Origin of the sequence: Bacillus sp. TH25, from assembly GCF_016650935.1 — a bacterium.
GTDB classification, from domain to species: Bacteria; Bacillota; Bacilli; order Bacillales; family Bacillaceae_G; genus Bacillus_A; species Bacillus_A mycoides.
In genome coordinates this window covers 1-18,615 of sequence record NZ_JAEKEU010000020.1, presented here as the reverse complement: position 1 = coordinate 18,615, position 18,615 = coordinate 1, and the positions used below count along the sequence as shown (strand labels likewise).

Annotated in this window: 14 protein-coding genes and 2 pseudogenes; 13 read left to right on the top strand and 3 right to left on the bottom strand. The window is 36.5% G+C overall.

The window, feature by feature from the left end; all coding sequences use genetic code 11:
- Positions 1-128: 128 nt before the first annotated feature.
- The 3 genes from JFT89_RS13060 to JFT89_RS13050 all read left to right on the top strand — a co-directional run bounded on the left by JFT89_RS13060 (position 129) and on the right by JFT89_RS13050 (position 3,552).
- Positions 129-1,388, top strand: a complete 1,260-nt coding sequence (locus JFT89_RS13060) for an MFS transporter (protein WP_201040133.1) — start codon at positions 129-131, stop codon at positions 1,386-1,388.
- Positions 1,389-1,488: 100 nt separating this feature from the next.
- Positions 1,489-2,562, top strand: coding sequence for an LLM class flavin-dependent oxidoreductase (locus JFT89_RS13055; RefSeq protein ID WP_201040132.1), 1,074 nt, complete (start codon positions 1,489-1,491; stop codon positions 2,560-2,562).
- 51 nt (positions 2,563-2,613) lie between these two features.
- Positions 2,614-3,552: an alpha/beta hydrolase gene (locus tag JFT89_RS13050; RefSeq protein WP_016095153.1), complete on the top strand. Its 939-nt coding sequence runs from the start codon at positions 2,614-2,616 to the stop codon at positions 3,550-3,552.
- Positions 3,553-4,667: 1,115 nt separating this feature from the next.
- Here JFT89_RS13050 and JFT89_RS13045 read toward each other — a convergent pair.
- Complete coding sequence (locus JFT89_RS13045) at positions 4,668-5,429, bottom strand: CPBP family intramembrane glutamic endopeptidase (RefSeq protein WP_016094490.1); 762 nt, start codon at positions 5,427-5,429, stop codon at positions 4,668-4,670.
- Positions 5,430-5,822: 393 nt separating this feature from the next.
- Here JFT89_RS13045 and JFT89_RS13040 point away from each other — a divergent pair, with 393 nt between their 5' ends.
- A complete protein-coding gene (locus JFT89_RS13040) occupies positions 5,823-7,256 on the top strand; it encodes an IS4 family transposase (RefSeq protein ID WP_016094489.1) in 1,434 nt (477 codons plus the stop codon).
- Positions 7,257-7,584: 328 nt separating this feature from the next.
- Here the strand turns inward: JFT89_RS13040 and JFT89_RS13035 are convergent, their stop codons facing one another.
- Entirely contained in the window at positions 7,585-8,343 is a 759-nt protein-coding gene (locus JFT89_RS13035; protein ID WP_002014092.1) for an NAD-dependent epimerase/dehydratase family protein, read from the bottom strand.
- 142 nt (positions 8,344-8,485) lie between these two features.
- On the opposite strand from JFT89_RS13035, the gene JFT89_RS13030 reads away from it, so the two are divergent.
- The 9 genes and pseudogenes from JFT89_RS13030 to JFT89_RS12995 all read left to right on the top strand — a co-directional run bounded on the left by JFT89_RS13030 (position 8,486) and on the right by JFT89_RS12995 (position 16,778).
- Positions 8,486-9,373, top strand: coding sequence for a LysR family transcriptional regulator (locus JFT89_RS13030; protein WP_002165339.1), 888 nt, complete (start codon positions 8,486-8,488; stop codon positions 9,371-9,373).
- Between the two features lie 147 nt (positions 9,374-9,520).
- Positions 9,521-9,766 (top strand): annotated as a pseudogene (locus tag JFT89_RS30265) (GNAT family N-acetyltransferase); the annotation flags it as partial.
- Positions 9,767-10,152: 386 nt separating this feature from the next.
- Positions 10,153-10,827 (top strand): response regulator transcription factor, encoded by a 675-nt coding sequence (locus tag JFT89_RS13025; protein WP_002185294.1) that lies wholly within the window; start codon positions 10,153-10,155, stop codon positions 10,825-10,827.
- Complete coding sequence (locus tag JFT89_RS13020) at positions 10,824-12,191, top strand: sensor histidine kinase (RefSeq protein ID WP_016095151.1); 1,368 nt, start codon at positions 10,824-10,826, stop codon at positions 12,189-12,191. The genes JFT89_RS13025 and JFT89_RS13020 overlap by 4 nt, the downstream gene beginning before the upstream one ends.
- A 182-nt stretch (positions 12,192-12,373) precedes the next feature.
- A complete protein-coding gene (locus tag JFT89_RS13015; protein WP_016095150.1) occupies positions 12,374-13,354 on the top strand; it encodes an alpha/beta hydrolase in 981 nt (326 codons plus the stop codon).
- 293 nt (positions 13,355-13,647) lie between these two features.
- Positions 13,648-13,743 (top strand): annotated as a pseudogene (locus JFT89_RS13010) (YjcZ family sporulation protein); the annotation flags it as partial.
- Positions 13,744-14,496: 753 nt separating this feature from the next.
- Entirely contained in the window at positions 14,497-14,607 is a 111-nt protein-coding gene (locus tag JFT89_RS13005) for a YjcZ family sporulation protein (protein ID WP_000540371.1), read from the top strand.
- Between the two features lie 313 nt (positions 14,608-14,920).
- Positions 14,921-15,667: a CPBP family intramembrane glutamic endopeptidase gene (locus tag JFT89_RS13000; protein WP_016095149.1), complete on the top strand. Its 747-nt coding sequence runs from the start codon at positions 14,921-14,923 to the stop codon at positions 15,665-15,667.
- 673 nt (positions 15,668-16,340) lie between these two features.
- Positions 16,341-16,778, top strand: coding sequence for an NUDIX hydrolase (locus JFT89_RS12995; RefSeq protein WP_016095148.1), 438 nt, complete (start codon positions 16,341-16,343; stop codon positions 16,776-16,778).
- A 780-nt stretch (positions 16,779-17,558) separates the two neighbouring features.
- On the opposite strand, the gene JFT89_RS12990 is transcribed toward JFT89_RS12995, so the two are convergent.
- On the bottom strand, positions 17,559-18,191 hold the full coding sequence (locus JFT89_RS12990; protein ID WP_002016752.1) for a lysozyme family protein: 633 nt from the start codon (positions 18,189-18,191) through the stop codon (positions 17,559-17,561).
- Positions 18,192-18,615 lie beyond the last annotated feature (424 nt).

Below are 18,615 nucleotides of genomic sequence, written 5' to 3'. Positions count from 1 at the left end.
GCAATATTAACTTTAGTGCAAAAAAAATCGTTGACATCATGAATAAGGCTAAGTTATATTTACCAGTAATCATATTGTACTGAACGGTACGTTATGATCAAAAATCTAATGTGATTGGAGGTTAAGGTATGTTTAAAACAGAGACAAATATAGAAGATGATCCACTCTACACTAAGATAAGTCATAAATCTTCCATAACAAAACCTAATTTGAATCAACAGCCATCCATGTCTCACGCTTTGGCATTATTGTTTGCGACTGCCTGTGGAATGTCTGTTGCCAATATTTACTTTGCACAGCCGTTGCTTGATCAACTATCTAATGAGTTTAGTATTAACCATTCCGTTATTGGTATTGTTATTACCGTTACACAAATTTTTTATGGAGTGGGCTTACTGCTACTCGTACCGCTTGGAGATTTGCTAAACCAGCGACGTCTAATTGTCGGTCAGATGCTATTATCTACAACAGCTCTGGTTATAGTTGGTACTGCTTCCTCCAGCATGGTACTTTTCGCAGGTATGGCTTTGGTGGGTCTGCTTGCAGTTGTGACACAGACTCTCGTGGCGTTTGCAGCGACCATCGCTTCCCCTACAGAAAGAGGACGTGTCGTTGGCATTGTAACAAGTGGGATTGTTATTGGCATACTTCTTGCACGTACTTTTGCTGGTATATTAACAGATGTTGCGGGATGGCGTTCTGTATATCTATTTTCTGCTGCGCTCATGCTTTTGATGGTTTTTATGTTTATAAAGATGTTGCCCAATGTTGAGCGCGAGGTAAAATCGCTATCTTACCCTCAGTTGATTAGATCGGTGCTTGCTTTGTTTATTCAAGAACGAACGTTACGCGTTCGCTCTGTTCTAGCCATGCTGATTTTTGCTGATTTCAGCATTTTGTGGACTTCACTAGTACTGCCACTTAGTACACCTCCAATTGCTCTATCTCATAGTGCAATTGGCGCATTCGGTCTTGTAGGCGTGGCTGGAGCCTTAGCTGCGGCACGGGCAGGGAAATTGGCCGATCAAGGTTACGGACAACGAACGACAGGTATTGCTTTAGCTCTATTATTGATTTCATGGTTATTCATCAGTTATATAGAGCAGTCATTAATCGCGTTAGTGATAGGGATAGTTCTACTTGATTTGGCCGTACAGGCAATACATGTCACGAATCAAACCATGATCCTTCCATTGCATACAGAAGCACGGAGTCGACTTACTGCTGGATATATGGTGTTTTATTCTATCGGCAGTGCTGGTGGTTCAATTGCTTCGACTCAAATATACGCACACTTTGGCTGGGGAGGGGTTTCCTTACTCGGAGCCTCTGTCAGTGCTTTCGCTCTTCTTTTTTGGGCTATGACCAGACGAGTTAAGATTTCATGAAATAAACGTGTGTTAGTCAATATGAGAAACACGTTACTACCATAAAGGAAATGATTAATTTTTTTGACTTAAAATCTAATTGAACTAGGAGAGATGACAAATGGAAATAGGTATTACGTCTTTTGTAGAAACGAAACCAGATGTACATAGTGGTGAAGTGATAAGTCACGCACAGCGATTGCGTGAAGTTGTTGAAGAAATCGTTCTTGCTGATCAAGTAGGACTTGATGTGTTTGGTGTTGGTGAGCACCATAGGAAGGATTATGCAGCATCCTCTCCAGCGATGGTTCTATCAGCGGCGGCACCACAAACGAAAAAGATACGGCTCGCGAGTGCAGTAACTGTGCTTTCTTCAGCTGATCCTGTGCGCGTTTTTCAGGATTTTTCTACACTGGATGGCATTTCAAATGGACGCGCAGAGATTATGGCGGGTCGTGGTTCCTTTATCGAATCTTTTCCATTGTTTGGCTATAACTTGAAGGACTATGAAGAACTGTTTGAAGAACATTTGGACCTACTGCTCAAAATACGTCAGTCCGAAAAAGTGACTTGGGAAGGCGGACATCGACCAGCAATCAATAATTTAGGTGTGTATCCAAGACCTGTTCAAAATCCTTTACCGATATGGGTTGGTAGCGGTGGGAATCAGGAATCTGCTATCCGTGCCGGTTTTCTGGGATTACCACTTATGCTGGCGATTATTGGTGGTAGCCCAATGCACTTTGCACGAATTGTACAGCTATATAAGAAAGCAGCGGCTCACGCTGGTCATGATGTATCAAAGCTTCAGGTGGGATCTCATTCAATTGGATTTGTTGGAGAGAATACGGAATTAGCAGCAGATACATTTTTCCCTTCCACTCAGGCAGGCATGAATAAACTTGGTAAAGAGCGGGGGTGGCCTTATTATGATCGTTCCAGCTTTGATGCTGCACGAAGTTTTGAAGGGGCGTTGTATGTTGGTGATCCAGATACAGTCGCCGAAAAAATCATACATCTTCGTAAGCATGTAGGGATTACACGCTTTATGATGTATGTACCATTAAGTACCATGCCACATGATCAAGTCATGCGTGCCATAGAATTGCTTGGAACAGAAGTTGCCCCTCGTGTACGAGAGGAAATTTCCAAATGGGAAGCTGAAGGAGAACAGGAGACACATCTATTCCGTTAATCATTCCATAAGAATTGAATCAAGTCTCATTATTTACCTGGAGGAATTTATATGAAAATTGACAGTCGAGTATTACCAGAATTAAAACAGGCTTTCTCACAATTTCCAGGCTTTCAATTAGAGGAGAATTTAGAGTCGAGTCGAAGTCTCTTGTCGAATCCACATTTGGAAAAATCAGAACTTGTACACATGACCAAGCGAATGATTCCTCGCGCTGCCGGCGAGATGTTAGTTAAAGTTTACGAACCAGTTGAGAACAATCTTGATAAACTTCCAGCTATGCTGTGGATTCATGGTGGCGGATACGTAATGGGACACCCCGATATGGACGATGTTTTGTGTGAACGCTTTGTTCAGACTGCTAAATGTGTTGTTGTGTCTGTCGATTATCGACTTGCTCCCGAACATCCTTATCCAGCGGCTATCGAAGATTGTTATGCAGGCTTGGTTTGGATGACAAATGAGGCAGACTCGCTGGGCATTGATGTGAATCGAGTTGCGATCGCCGGTGCAAGTGGAGGCGGTGGACTAACAGCAGCGCTTGCGTTAATGGCTCGGGATAAAGGAGGTCCATCTATTATATTCCAGATGCCGCTGTATCCGATGCTTGACAACCGCAACATAACACCATCAAGCTATGAGATTACAGAAGACCACGCAACATGGAATAGAGCAAACAATTTGGCGGCTTGGAGTATGTACTTGGGCAAGGAGAAAGATTCCAACGAACTATCTCCCTATGCCGTACCTTCGAGAGCAGAAAACTTAGCAGGGCTACCGCCAACTTATACATGTGTAGGTCAACTCGATTTATTTCGAGATGAAACTATTGAATATGTAACACGACTTGCACAAGCAGGAGTAGACGTTGAATTTCACCTCTACCCCGGTTGCTTCCATTGTTTTGAAGTATTTGTGCCTGAAGCCGTAGTAAGTCAGCGTGCCAGTCAGAATTATTTTGATGCGATGGCACGGGCACTTCATCCATAATTTATCTTAGCTCAGTCATCAGGGTGTTCAACTGAAGGCATGAGTGATAGCTCTAGGTTTATTCGATGAGCAAAGATTACAGGACAAAGTACAAATAGTGCCACCATATACTTTGAATTTTGTCCCTTACTCATTGATTAAAAACAGGAAATACTTCAAAGTTGGAATAGTTAACCAAGGTTTCAAAATAGTGTGCTAGCAATTCAACTTTTTACTGGGGTTACGATGATAAGCACAATCAACACTTTGGAGCGTTTTTTTCGTAAGTCGAGTTACTTTTTTAATCGCATTCATACTAAACAGCAGCAGGAAAGGGTGCCAATTGAACATTGGCACCGTTTATAAGAAGCGATAGACTGCATCCTTAGCTGGATCTTCATTTCAAGCTCGGAAAAAATAGAATTAAGTTCTTTTGGTAGTTGATGATATTGGTTATTTTGAGCTATTGTAGTTAAGGCACCTCTTCTGTGGTAGTGATTTCTAGGTAATCTCACTATACCAAGGATTGAGGTGTTTTTCATTTTACTCAAGTTGTACAGTACACAATTGATAGACTCTAAATTCAATATAGCTAAATCTCCCCGCTTATTTTATAGGTGCGAAAGTTGAGTTATGTAATTCCCATCTTAATGAAGAATTATTGAAATATATTTCTCCATTAGAATGGGAACACATTAATATTCTAGGAAAATACCGATTTAGTATAAAAGAAATTGCATCAATAGACTCCCTACGATCACTACAAACAACTTAACAGTAAAAAGCCAATTATTCTCTTAGAGTACCGGAAATCGGCTTTTTCTTATGAAATTTTGCTTAGCGTACGAAATTCGCGTTTTGATGGTGCTACCCCATCGCCATCAACCTAAGATTTTTAATTACCCCCATAACGAAAATTTTATACACCGTTGACTACTGATAACGAAGACTCTGTAAGTGTATAGGTAACAGAAATAATTATTAAACGGCTATACGGGGTACCATCATGTTTGGTGACTCAAACTTGGGGACTTTTATTGTATATAATATTTTAATTAAGTTTGTGTCGTGTTCTTATTGATTAATTTAATGCCTATTAAAAAAATATATTAATAAGTCTCTTTGTTTTATCTTTGTTACCTGATTAATAAGATGCTTTTTCTTTTTATTACTAATTTATACACTATAAAAACGAAAATTCCGAAAATAAGAGTTGCAAAGGCTGGTAAAATCTTATCATTTGGCACGTATACGCTCCAAAAAGAATTAAGAAGCGCATGAAAAATTATACACATAAAAATACTTTTAGTTGCATTATAAATTATAGTTAGTAAGAAGGATACGGCAAATGTTGTAATTGTAAAAGAGAGAAAATCCCTTTGAGATTGGTTCGTGCCTGGAATGAACCATAACGGAAGGTGCCAACTAGCCCATATTATACTCACAATTACTGTACTAAAAAATGCCGAAAACCTTTTCTGAAGGGCAGGTTGTAAGAATCCTCTCCATCCAATTTCTTCAATTCCGCCACCAATAATCATTATTGGAAAATTAAGTAATGCCACGTATAATGGCTTTTGTGTCGTCGCTCCACCAAATAACGTTGGAAGATAACAGCTAATAAAAGATAGAACAATGATCAGAATATACCATGCAAGATGATGTTTAGGATTGACAATATTTTTGATAAAAGCTCTAAACTCCTCTTTTGTTCCATATTTTTTCTTTAGACTGATTTCAATTATCGCTGGCATGATACCACCGAAAACAAAAACTATCATCGCTAGTGGGGTACCTTGTGTGGTAATGTTCAATTTTATCAAGCCAATTAATAATCCCCAGAGTGTCCATGAAAATATGAAAGTACCTATTAAATATCGTTTAATATCATTATTCATCTACTTGCCCCCTTTGTTTTAATTAGAGCATAAATTTGGCAGGAAGAAAACTCTTTATGTAAGATTGTTCCAGTATTCCAAAGGAACATTCATACTCAATAAGTACATTTCTGAAGAATATAGAATTATTTGAAGCTTACTTAATCTTTACATTCAAATTTATCTCCTTCTTGAAGTAAACTGACCGCTAGTACAAGAAGAAAAACGGTGCAACTTTATTACAAATGGTCAAACTTTCTTTAATAAAATATAAAAATACCTGAGTAATTTAAGTCCTCAGTTTTGTGTCACCAGACACATCACATCGCCATAAATCTAAGGTTTTGCACTATCTATAAAGCAAAAAAGACGTTATCCTTTCTGTAGAATTATAGAAAAGGATGGCGTTTCTTTATGAATCTTTCAATTCTTGACGAACTTCAACCAATTGCTGAAGAATTACAACGACATATGTCTCCCCACGTTCTAGAACACCTAGCCAAAGAAAAAGGATTCGTTCAGCGAAAGAGTAAATATCAAGCACAGGAGTTAGTTGCTTTATGTGTATGGCTTAGTCAACAGGTCGCAAGTACATCACTCACCCAATTATGTAGCTGTCTTGAAGTATCTACAGGTGTTCTTATAAGCCCTGAAGGGCTTAACCAACGATTTAATGTTTCCGCAGTACAGTTTCTTGAACAAGTTCTAGCTAACCTTCTAACTCAAAGAATTCATTCAACACAAGAAATAATTCATCAATATACCACGACCTTTAAGCACATTCGGATTCTAGATTCTACAACATTTCAGCTTCCAGATAAGTTTTCTTCACATTATCAAGGTTCGGGTGGAAGTAGCCATACGGCAGGAGTTAAAATTCAATTGGAGTATGACCTATTGAGTGGAAAGTTCCTGCACGTTTATGTAGGAGAAGGAAAAGAAAATGATAAAACCTTTGGTTCAGCAAGCCTACAAACCATTCAACCAAAAGACTTGTATATAAGAGATTTAGGTTATTTCGACTTACATGACTTACAGAAGATCCATGATAAAGGCGCTTACTATGTCTCGCGTTTGAAATTAAATTCTCGAATCTATCGTAAGAATGATGAGCCAGAGTATTTTCAAAATGGGACTGTGAAGAAAGGGACACTCTATATTCAGTTAGATACGGAAGAACTCATGAATCAATTACTCCCTGGTCAAACAATGGAAATTTCAGAAGCATACATTGGACAGTATCAAAAATTACCAGCTCGTGTTATTATTCATCGATTAACAAGGAAACAAACAGAGAAAAGGTTGAAAGAACAAGCAAAAAAAGAAAAAAAGAAAGGCATTACCTACAAAGAACGAAGTAAACGGTTGAGTGGAATCAACGTATATATTACGAATCTTTCTGTAGAAAATGTTCCAACGGAACATATCCATGACTTGTATTCATTACGCTGGCAAATTGAAATTTTGTTTAAAACATGGAAATCTTTCTTTCAAATTCACAAGTGCAAAGAAATCAAGAAAGAACGCTTAGAATGCCATTTATATGGGCAACTCATTAGCGTTTTACTCTGTTCATCGACGATGTTTAAAATGCGTCAGTTACTCTTAGATAAGAAAAAGAAAGAGTTGAGCGAGTACAAATCCATTTATATGATTAAAAATTATTATCTATTGTTTTACCAAGGATTAAAAAAGAACATCCAAGAATTATTAAAAGTTTTTCTGCGTTTATTTTATCTTTTAGATAAAAATGGAAAAAAATCTCACCGTTACGAGAAGAAAACAGTCTTTGATATCTTGGGTGTTGTGTATGATTGTACGTTGTCACAGAATTTCAAAGTTGCATAATTTTTTTAAAAACATCTATTTAATAGGTTTATTTGTTATGCATATCTTTAATATAGTCGTAGAGATTTAAAGAAATAATACTCACATATATCCTCTTGGCACCCATAGCTTGATGGGCATGTGGTGCTACCCCATTATGTTGAAAAGGAAAAGAACATCTGTGGAACTAGTGGTGACAATAGAGTTGTTCCACAAATGAGACAGAAGAATAGTGTGCTCTATCTGGGAAAATTGGAATATTTATGATTATAGAAACTGTAGCTATTGAAAATAGAACAAATAAAAGCTAAATAACAATAATATAATCTCTTTTCTAGATATGCCTTTATCAAGAATCAAAAAACTTAATACCACTTAGTACAAAAGCATCAGAACTTGGGCTATAACCAACTAACTTTCTTGTTCCTTCAATATCAATTCGTTTAAACCTGTTGTTAGATACACCATGTAAAATTGAAAATGGAGGTAAGTTCTTTGCCGTCATCGACTTTAAGAGAAGGTCCATAAAATCTTCTGGGCTTAAGTATGCACTCATATCTCTAGCTGTTAGTGGTTTACCATATGGATTATAATCATCATATGCACCTATACGAATAGCAAGACTTTGTAACCCTTCTTCATAAGCAAAATAAGAAGCAACAGCCTCTGCAAAACACTTACTTACCCCGTACATATTTTTGGGTCTCGTGGGTGAATAAGCATGTGGTTGATAATCCAAAGGATAGCCTTCAATTGTTTGAGCACTGGAAGCAACTATCACTTTGGATACATTATTATCGCTAGCAGCTCTAAAAATATTATAGGTTCCCTTTATATGATTTTCTAATAAGGAGCCATAAAAATCAGCATTTGGCGAAGGATTACCTGCCAAGTGTATAACTATATCTATACCTTTCGTAAATTCTTGACAAGCAGCTAAATCAGAAACATCTAAATATATGATTTCGTGATTTGTATCTTTAAAAGTTTCTAAAGCAGATAAGTTAATATCTGCTAGCCGTAACTGGTAATTCCCTTGCTTATCTAGGAATCTTGTAACATCTTGGCCAATCTTACCTGCAGCACCTGTAACTAAAATTTTTTGCATTTCACTTCATCCTTCCATAAAAAATACATCCCTTGTCAAGGGTCATATAATAGAGCATGCACTTATTGTATGTTGGTAATGGCATTAAATAAAACGAAGAAATATAATGGAGACATGAATAAAATTCATGAGGAGGACCATAGTGACTTTAACAAAATATGAAATATTTAACAAAGTGGCAGAACTCAATAGTTTTACAAAAGCTGCAGAAGTGTTAGGTTTCACCCAATCTGCTGTAAGTCATGCAATTAGCAGTTTGGAAAAAGAGTTGTCCTTTCCTTTATTTATTCGTAATCACTCTACTTTAACATTGACCAAAAATGCAGAGGAGCTTTTAATTACCGTTCGGAAAATTTTATACTATAACAACATGCTGAAGCAGGAAGTAGCCGCTATCAATGGGTTCCAAAAAGGAACAGTAAGAGTGGGGGTTTTTTCTAGTATTTCTAAAAACTGGATTCCTGGTATTCTTAAAAAAATGGAGGAAAAGTTTCCAAATATTGAAATCGAATTACTGGAAGGAAACTATGCTGAGGTTGAGAATTGGTTACAAAACGGGAGATTAGATTGTGGATTTATTAATAATGATACTTACTTTGAATCCTTTGAAAAATCCTTTGAAATCGTACAATTGAAGAGGGATCGACTTTTATGTGTTGTATCTAACCAATCCCCATTATGTAAGGAAAACCAAGTATCAATGCAACAAATAGAAAATGTACCTTTTATTATGCCAACATATCAGTGTTATGATGATATTCAAAAAATATTTAGGGAGAATAAAGTTAGCCCCAATATTCGATTCGAAAATATGAATGAATACTCAGTGATCTCCATGGTGGAGAATAATCTAGGAATTAGTATATTGCCAGAAATGATTATACCGACATCAAAAATTTCTTTTGCAGCCATTCCACTTGAAAGTGATAGCTATCGAACTATTGGATTAGCTATAAGAAAACCAACCTCACTCGCGACTAAGAAATTTTCTGAGATTACTAAAAGGTGGGTATCATTTGAATCAATTTAATTTTGCCAAAATCTGAGTTATTTAAACTGATAGGGTTCTTCTTGAACGGAGCAGATTAGTTCAAGAAGAAATGAGAAAAAGTTATATATTATGTGTTGATGTAGAACTATAATATACAAAAATCAGGAGGTAATTATATGATAATATATAAATTATACGACAGAACACCCTAATAACTTTGACTAATTACTAAACCTATATGAATCTTTATGGTGGAATTCACTTAAATTAACAAGTAATGATTTGGAACGAATGTGCAATCAAAGTTGATACGCCATTTACGCATTTGATGAAAAATAATTAGTGGGTATGGGACGTGTTATTTCAGATGGTGTAATTACTGGAGTAGTTTGGGGAATATGCGTTCTACCAATCTATCTGTCCGAAGGAATCGCCGCCATGTACAAATAGCGCTGGGCAATTGAATCATTTTTCCGCTGGATTTAGCTGAATTTGAACGTTCCCGTATTGTTTGGCACAACATCCAATGCGTTGTTCAATCAGTTATTCACAGCTATAATTGCCTATGCTTTGCTGAAATTTCTTCGTGCACAAGGCCAAAAGACAAAATAAACGCTTGTCATTTGCAGGTTTCACACGCCTGTTTCTTTGTGAAGCCTTGTCAATTGAGTGACAAATTAGTTTGAAAGAAACACTTGAATTCTACAGGTCGATAAATCAAGAAACTGTATTACTTTGGTTAATCAACATACGTGTTAATTTATAGTATAATGATTGCTTGAAATAATGCGGTGGAAAACAGGGAAAAGAGGGAACCGATGCCTACTATACTAGTTGCTGACGACGATGCGAACATTCGCGAACTCGTCTGTTTATTTCTACGCAACGACGGATTCGCAACAGCTGAAGCAGCGGACGGCAAGGAAGCACTGGCCGTCTACATCTCAACGAATGTCGATCTTGTCGTACTTGACATTATGATGCCGATTATGGATGGTTGGACGTTAAGCAAGGAGCTCCGAAGAGCCAATCCTGATCTACCTTTACTGATGCTGACTGCGAGAGGAGAAACATGGGAGAAAGTGAAAGGTTTCGAACTTGGGACGGACGATTATTTAACCAAACCATTCGATCCGTTAGAGTTGACGGTTCGTGTTAGGGCACTACTCAAACGATACAAGATTGGCTCCACGCAGAAGATCCATTTCGGGAACGTCATCCTTGATCGACAGACCTATAAGGTGATGAACGGGACGGAGTCGCTTACGTTGCCGCTAAAGGAGTTCGAATTGCTGTATAAGCTCGCTGGAACACCCGGACAAGTCTATACGCGTGTGCAGTTGATCGATCAGATTTGGGGTATCGATTACGCCGGAGATGATCGAACGGTAGACGTACATATTAAACGGCTGCGTGAACGGTTCGCGACAACACCCGATTTTCGGATCGAAACGGTGCGCGGGCTTGGGTATCGGCTTGAGGTTTATGAATGATCAGATCCTTATATATACGTGTTGTCCTGACATTTTTAGTCTCCATCATCGGGGGCACGATCATTTCTTTTTTGGTGTCAACTTGGATATTCGAAGATAAATTGAACGAAAACGCTCAAATCAACTCACGTAACTTTGGCCAAGACATCGTCCGAATTTACAAGACCTTTCCGTTACGTGAAGCGGACTTGTTCGTAAGTGAAATGAAGCAGCTCGATTCTTATTATATTCGAATTTACGAAGCAACGGGTCAGTTCAAGTCTTACGGTAAACTTCACGGACACAAACCTGCGCCTGTGACGATGGAGCAACTAAAGAAAGTATTAGATGGAGGTGTTGTTCAGGACACTCCTAATGGTATTGCCACGGTCCTCTTAGGGTTGCCGTTGAAAACGGAAATGGGAACGAAAGCGATATTTTTGGAAGCGCTCGCCCCTCCTTCAGCCTCTTTTGTCACAAAGTGGGCATTGGTCTTTGCAACATGTTCGTTGATTGCAGGAAGCTTATTGATTCTAGTTGCCTCAGTATTCCTGGTAAGACCGATAAAAAAGCTGACAAAAGCGACCAGGCGGATAGCATCTGGAGATTTCAACGTCAAGTTGAATATTAAGCAAACGAGTGAGCTGGGTACTTTGGCTCGCAGCTTCGAAGAAATGATGCATGATCTGCAGCAACTTGAGCAGATGCGCAGGGAATTCGTAACGAACGTGTCGCACGAGGTTCAGTCTCCGCTCACTTCGATATCCGGTTATGCTCTAGTGCTTAAGCAAGTTGACCTTTCAGAATACGAACGAAGCCGTTATCTTGATATTATCATCGCTGAAGCGAAAAGGATGTCCAAAATGAGCGATAACCTGCTAAAGCTGAGTTTTCTTGAATCGCAGTCAAAGCAACTGCGGCTCGTCACGCTCAGCCTCGATGAACAAATCCGACGGATAATCGTGGCGCTCCAGCCACAATGGTCTGCTCGCGATATACATTTCGAGCTTGATTTACAGACAGTTAAAGTAACGGCTGATCATGACCTGTTAAATCAGGTATGGACGAATATCCTCAGAAATAGCATCAAATTTTCCGAGGATACCGGCGTGATTAACGTAAGCATCAAACAAGATATCAAAAACGTGACAATCCTAATATCCGACACTGGTATTGGTATTCACCTTGACGACCAGAAGCGTATATTCGAGCGTTTTTTTAAGGCCGATCGTTCCCACAGTCGTAAGTATGACGGAAGTGGTATGGGACTCGCTATCGTTAAACAGATCGTGTCGCTTCATCAAGGTGACATCCGAGTGAAAAGTGAACTTGGTCAAGGAACGACCTTCATTGTCACCTTGCCAATCACTACACCAACAGATTAGTTAGATTCATTCTCTATGCTACGACTCATATGCAAGCTTACTTGTATATAGAGCCGTAGCATTTTTTTTGGCAGTTCATATTCAGTTCATATTGTCGTCATGGTGAGTACATCTTCATTGGTTAAGTTTTCATTACAGGCACATGAAGGAAGGCAAACAGATCAGGACAGGAGAAGATGACAGTGACACAACAAGAGGAAAAGAAAACGCTGAGTGGAATGAAAATAAAGAAAGTGCGAAACATCTTACTTAAAATCATAGGAGCAATCGTTCTAGCCATTGTACTTTTTTTAGGTATTGTTTATATCGTAAATGTGATGAGTAGTCATTCGGAGCAAAAACGAATAGTGCCCTACGGGCAGCACGTATCTGTAGACGGGAAAAACATGAATGTGTTAATTCAAGGCGAGGGCGAGGAAACGATCGTGCTCCTGCCTGGTTATGGAACAGCTACTCCAGGGCTTGATTTTAAGCTTCTTATCGATGAATTATCTCCATTTTACAAAGTTGTTGCGGTAGAGCCTTTCGGTTATGGATTAAGTGATGAAACTGTAAAAGAGCGAACCACGGAGAATATGGTAAGTGAAGTTCATGAAGCTCTACAGCAGCTTAATATTAACAGATACATGCTCATGGGCCACTCCATTACAGGCATTTATGGAATTGATTATGTGAACAAATATCCAAACGAGGTGACTGCATTTGTCGGAATCGATAGCAGTGTTGCAACACAACCGGGTATGGATATTAATTTCCCATTAAAAACGTTTGCATATCTCAAAAAATCAGGTCTCTTAAGATTGGCTATGAAAATCAGTGCTGACCCCTATGCTGGACTGGCATTTGATGAAAAAACCGTAGAGCAAATGAAAATGATTTCGAATAAAAACATGTATAATGACACAACCTTGAATGAGATGGATCATATTTCGTCTAATTTTAAAGGGGCTCAAGGTTTAATCTTCCCTAAATATCTTCCACTTCTTCTCTTTGTACAAGCGAATAATGAAGATGTAGCAGGATGGATACCTCTGCATGAAGGGCAGATCAAGGACTCGGTACATGGAAAAGTAGTAACCATGGATGGATCACATTATTTACACCATACCAAATTCAAAGAAATCGCTGAAAACGTTAGACTATTTATGAGAGAAGTAAAGTAAGTGTTCAGAGAAGGGTTCATTCGTTATTTTATGCATTTGTCTACAGTTTGCAAGACCATCATTTCGATGGTCTTTTTTATGTCCAAACAGTTGTATATTTCCAAACCAAGATTATACTTTCGCCTGAAAGACATTGGGTTTCATTCTCATATTAACTAACGAGGCAGGTGTGCGGCCGAGCCTAGGTCGTATCATATAACGGGTGGGATTCTCGTCGAGTAAGAACTAGCCATTCGCTCGTAGCGAGTCTTGGAGGGCTAAAGGTAACTTTAGTCTTTAAGCGTAGACAGTTAGGTGGCGGATTTGCTTTACTGATCGTTCTATTCATCCTGTTAATTATTATAGGATGTAGTTGTTGGGGCGGCGGTAGCGGCGGATTCGGTTACTAAAAAAAGGGGTACTCATAAGGGTGTCTTTTTTCTCAATATAAGAACTCTAAGAATATGATATTATTTTAATGCAAATTCCCTTTTGTGCAATGAGATAGTAATGCCCAACAAAAAACCCACCTATTTCCGTAGGTGGGCCTTATCTTTATTACACAATATCAAAGTATACTCTCTTTTTCTCGTAAATTTTATGTAATTATACATATTTGTAAAAATTACATAAAATAAATATTACATGTAGTAAAATATAAATTGTGGACACGTTCTATAAAGCTGATTCTCCGATTAGAAGGCGTAACACATCTCAACCATATAGGTGTGGTGTGGCGTTGCGTTGCTTTAATCTAGCCAAACAAACGATCTCGATTCTCTTGTATTTGTACACTAACAATCTGTTGAAAATAAATGATTCTGTTTTATAGGACGTGTTTACTAAATGTCCAATACATATTATTAAATTAAAGTGGTTCAAGTCGGAGGAAGGCACCGGCACCTTAGGGTGTCTTTTTTTTATGTAATAATGCATAGAATATTAAATTTAACAGATATTATGATATACTCTCAAGGTGTGATACATAATTTCTTTAAATTGGAAAACTAAACCTTATCTACCCAATTGTGGGGACGCCTTATGGCGTCTTTTTTTTAGGACCTGCTCAATTCAGGCGTAAAAACATAAGGTAAAGTGAACCCGTTAAAATACATGGAATGAACCCTAGTTTCACCCTCTTATCTAAAGGAGGAAATATTATTATGGGATATGGTGGTAGTTGCGGCGAAGGCTGCGGTTTTGCTGGAGGATTTGCTTTACTTGTTGTATTATTTATTTTATTAATCATTATCGGATGCAGTTGCTTCTGCTAAAAAACTATTGGAAAAGACACTCTTATATGGGTGTCTTTTCTTTATGGGGTCTCACCACATCGCCATCAACTAAAAAAATATATAAAACCCCCAAAAAGGAATTTTATATATTTTCAATTTGAAGAGATCAATTTTCTCGTTTGAGGTATTTGTTTACCTTATCATGAGGACAATAAAGTGTTTTATACTATATTTTTTTGAAATATCAGTAAATTATTTGATGAATTAATAAGTTACTATTAATCTATAAATAGTAACAGTGCAGTAATCCAAAAGAAAAATGCTCAAATCGATAAATAGGGGAGGATTCTAGATGAAGGTAAATCAAAATATTGTTTTAAAAATTATTGGGTTAGAATTTTTATTAATGATTTTTTACACGCTTAACGGGGCCTATCAAATTATTACTAAGCCATCCAATCCAGTATTACAATTTATTGGACTTGTTCCTTTAGCAGTGGGAATTTTAATATATTTAATAATAAAGAACAAGTGGAAATTCTATTTCTTTGATATTAAGTTAAATAATTCAATGAAGAATACCATTTTATTAAATTCCCCATTAGTGCTTGTTCTATTAGTAATACTACTTGGTAATAAAGGATTAAACACAACATCGGTATCTGACTTATTTTTTATGTTTATCATGCAATTTTTTGTTGTTGCATTTATTGAGGAAATCTTTTTTCGTGGATTTATGCTCAAAATGTTGTTTTCAAAGGGGATAAAAAAATCAGTTTTGATTTCAAGTTTTTTGTTTGGTATCACCCATTTATTACAACTAATTGGTGGGCAGTCTATTGAAGATACCATTTTACAAATCATATATGCATTTTTAGTTGGACTTGTTCTGTCCTTACTTATCGTAAATAAGCAATCAATTATTATCACCATTACTTTCCACGCTTTTAATAATTTCTTTAATTTTATGGGGAATGTTCAAGCCTCGTCGCTTTTTGCATATATTATTATTGCAATTTTATTCTTCTACACCATATATTTATGGAAACGTGCTAATAAAAAAGAGTGTATTCGACAGGAAATAAATATAGCAGTTTGAGTTGTGATATTACCTTTTCAGTATAGAGGGCAGCCTGGTACCACAATACTAGCTTTAAAGGAGCTTGCTGCATGCTCATCAACTTAAGAGATTAATTGTTCCCCTAAAATGAAAAAATACGTTATTCTTTCTGTATAATCATAGGAAAGGATGGCGTTTTTTCATTCTAGGGGGCATTTCTTTTTATTAGCTTGATGGCGATGGGGTCCCGCCAACATAACGTGAATTTCGTACGCTAAGGAATTTTTTATTTAAAAAACTTGGTTTTCCGTACATTAAGAGTGTTCCATAAACGGTATTTGATGTTTGATATAAAACTTTGTTTTTGGTAATGAGTTTTTGAACTGAATTTTAAACATATTTCAGTCAGTTTTGATAGATATAAATAAAGTTCCTTAAACGACCGTTTTAGGGACTATTTGGACTGGTTAGTCAACATGTGATACCGCCAGCATTTCGAAAAAAAACACGCTAAGCAAATTAAATAAGAAATAAGCAGGTTTTTATCACGTTAAGAGTAAACCTATTTATGAAAAATAAAATTCTTGAAAAATGGAGAGCCAATACCATAAACCTGCATTATTAATGTAGAATTTTGATGTTGGTTCTTTATTTACTAAAATAGCAAGTTAGTGAATAAATTGCTCATATTTTTTCGAGAGGAGGTTAAGCAATGAGAGCGCCGTATCAAGTATTGATATTTCCTTATATAAAAACTGATGATTCCATTCAATATACCATTTTTAATCGAAGTGATTATGGTTATTGGCAAGGAATAGCTGGTGGTGGAGAAGATGGTGAGACTCCTATTGAATCAGCAAAACGGGAAGCATTTGAAGAGGCTGGTATTATAAGAGAATGTCCATATATAAAACTAGATTCTGTGTCTTCACTACCAGTAGAGGATGTAGTTGGTGAATTTCTTTGGGGAGAAGATGTTTATGTAATAAAAGAATTTTCTTTTGGAGTTAAAGTTCCTACAAAAAATATTAAATTATCTAAAGAACACTTCAAGTATAAATGGTTGTGCTTTGAGGAAGCCGTAACGCTTTTAAAATGGGATAGTAACAAAACAGCTTTGAGGGAATTAAACAAAAGGCTGTTAAAATAATTTAAGTGTTAGTTAACAAAGCCGATAATAGAAATCACACATTAAACATATATTTATACGCGTTGTTACTACACGCTAAGGAATAGTAATAAAAAGATGATGCCGATAAAACTATATAAAAACCAAAAGAATCCTAAGATGGGGAATGTTTTATGAAAATTAAGCATGGTAAACCTCCTTGGGTATATAAAGGATTATAATACATCGTTGGTCTATTTAGAATACTAACCATGAATTGGATGGCATTAGGCATGGTTAAACTAATAGAAATGATACATTAAACGTATTTAATGAGTCTGCTAGGTATAAAGATAATTGATAATCATATAATGATATGGAAGGGCCTTTTCTAACGTGTTAGTTACCTCAACGTATATGTATCTCTTGGCGCCTGGGCGAGGGTGCTTTTTTTATTGCACATTATAATATGGACAAGCATAATATTATGTAACAGGACGAGTTCTTCGTGTCCTATTCAATGCTCAGGATAAACCCCAATTCACATTGAGAGCACCAATAGCGAGGGTGCTCTCTTTTTATTAAATCTACATTTATTTTTATGCCTAATGAATTCGCTAAGTGGATACTATTTCATGTAAAAGGGTGATTTTATTTATATTCTGGATAGATTTCTTGCGGAATATGTAACTAGATCCGTATTTAAATTGAAATATGATACGATAGTTGTATATATACATTTAGATGGTAAGAGGGGATAAAAGTTGATGAAAAACCATATAAAAGTAAATGGAAAACTCCTTCAAACAAATATATACAATTTTAATTTTTTTGGAGGCGTTCTTCAATCAGTTTTGCTTTTTCATTCACTTTTGTTGTATATGTGAAATCACCGTAACAATATGGATATCTAAAATTTTGTTTATTTCCACCACAAGTGTATGTAGCTGGATTCTGATCAACTTTCAACTTAGAAAACTGTTTAGCTGTATCTTCCGAGTGTTGTTTAGCTTCTTGATTGGCAATAAAATCAATATAGCCTGGCCCCATATTATAGCTTTGAATAATTGTATCCATACTAACACCTTTTTCTTCCCCATATCTATACATTTGAACAAAGTGCTTTACCCCTTGTTTAATGCTCAAGTTTATCTCTTGGATTTCATTTGGCTTTAATCCAAGTGATTCGGAAGATTGCATAGGGTCGTTGCCCTCACCCCTACTCTCGTGGTACATAATTCCTAGTAAAATTGCTGTTTTTTCTCCCAAATTATATTTTTCTAATTCTGTTTTCATGATGGGCTCATATTGCAATAAACGTTCCTCGGTAGCAAACGCTTTATTTTTTTGAGTATTGGTTTTGTCATTAAAATATAGTATCCCGATTATTGTTCCTAACCCTAAAATACTAATAAAGAATAATATAATAGTTTGTATTTTTCTCTTATTCTTCAAATATTACTCCTCCTTTTACAAGAAACCCTATTTTCAATGGTGGCTGGTTATTAAAAAAATTCAATAATTCTCTATTTCCCAGCTTTTTTTAGATTCGAAAATTTTTTTCTAAATGCTAAGTTTAATAGAAAAATTTAAAGATAAGGTAAAGATAAGATAAAGATAAAATAAAGTCTATTTTTTAGGGTATCCATTATGTGTTCTAAAGGCTTCAGATTCAAGAGATATATTATCTACATAACCCATAAGAGAGAAGGAGGTAAGCAAAATGTCACTTGAAACAGACATAATTCTTTCTTTATTAGATATAAAACTGTGGATGGCCCATCATTCGGAAATTAGTCGCTTAAAAATAAAAAAAATTAAAATCAGAACCGTACCTCAATAAGTCTTCAAGTGTTAATAAAAGAAAACTATATAAGGT